This window comes from Novosphingobium sp. AAP1 (genome assembly GCF_001295765.1).
Classification (GTDB): Bacteria; Pseudomonadota; Alphaproteobacteria; order Sphingomonadales; family Sphingomonadaceae; genus Novosphingobium; species Novosphingobium capsulatum.
Genome location: NZ_LJHO01000049.1, coordinates 1 through 1,223 on the forward strand (window position 1 = coordinate 1; position 1,223 = coordinate 1,223).

Here is a 1,223-nt window from a genome sequence, read left to right on the forward strand (position 1 = left end):
TCCCCTGAAATGTGACCGATTTTGAGTAGAGTCCGACGCGAAGGAGTCGGACGGATATGAAGCGGAGCAGGTTCAGCGAAGAGCAGATCATTGCGATCTTGAAGGAGCAGGAGGCTGGGATGGCGACGGCGGACGTGTGCCGCCGCCATGGGATCAGCTCGGCGACGTTCTACAAATGGAAGTCGAAGTATGGCGGCCTGGAGGTGTCCGAGGCACGGCGACTGCGCGCACTCGAGGACGAGAACGCGAAGCTGAAGAAGCTGCTGGCCGAGGCGATGCTGGACAACGTGGTGCTGAAGGATCTAGCCACAAAAAAATGGTAACGCCCGGCGCTAAGCGGGAAGCCGTCGCTCATGCTCGTGAACACCACGGGCTGAGCGAGCGTCGGGCGTGCAACCTGGTCGGTGTGAGCCGGCGGGTGATCCGGTATCGATCGTCGCGGCCGGACGATGGTCCGCTGCGGCAGCGTCTTCGCGAACTGGCGGCGGAGCGTCGCCGGTTCGGCTATCGGCGTCTGGGCTATCTGCTGGCGCGCGAGGGCATTACGCCCAACCACAAGAAGCTGTTGCGGGTATATCGCGAAGAGAACCTGCGGGTACGCCGCCGCGGTGGCCGCAAGCGCGCCTTGGGCACTAGGGCACCGATGGTGCTGCCGGATGGACCGAACCAGCGCTGGTCGCTCGACTTCGTCTCCGATACCCTGACCTGCAGCCGGCGGTTCCGCATCCTGTGCGTGGTCGACGACTACACGCGGGAATGCCTGGCGCTGGTGGCGGACACGTCGCTCTCGGGCGTGCGGGTCGCGCGGGAGCTGACGCGGCTGATCGGCATGCGCGGCAAGCCGCATACAGTTGTCAGCGACAACGGCACCGAGCTGACCTCGTCGGCCATCCTGCGTTGGTCGCAGGAGCGGCGGGTCGAGTGGCACTACATCGCCCCGGGCAAGCCAATGCAGAACGGCTTCGTCGAGAGCTTCAACGGGCGCTTGCGCGACGAATGCCTCAACGAGACGCTGTTCACGTCGCTGCCGCATGCCCGGTTCGTGCTTGATGCCTGGCGGCATGACTACAACCACGTAAGGCCGCACTCGAAATTGGGCGGGAGAACCCCCGCCGAGAAAGCCGGTAAACCTGTCTGGGAGCATGCCCCCAGACAGGTTGCCATCACCTCAACCAACCATCATGTAGGAGCCGGACTCTACCTCTGACTGGTAACAATCAGGG

At 63.9% G+C, this 1,223-nt stretch carries 1 protein-coding gene and 1 pseudogene; both read left to right on the forward strand.

Going from position 1 to position 1,223, the window contains the following annotated elements:
* The first annotated feature begins 56 nt into the window (after nt 1–56).
* Entirely contained in the window at nt 57–323 is a 267-nt protein-coding gene (locus IP65_RS22100; protein ID WP_041855052.1) for a transposase, read from the forward strand.
* Nucleotides 308–1,207, forward strand: a pseudogene (locus tag IP65_RS20685) (IS3 family transposase); the annotation flags it as partial. The gene IP65_RS22100 and the pseudogene IP65_RS20685, both read left to right, overlap by 16 nt.
* Nucleotides 1,208–1,223: the final 16 nt, after the last annotated feature.

What these genes read in the sequence shown, in the direction of transcription:
- IP65_RS22100 (WP_041855052.1), top strand. Translation starts at nt 57, where the DNA reads ATGAAGCGGAGCAGGTTCAGCGAAGAGCAGATCATTGCGATCTTGAAG.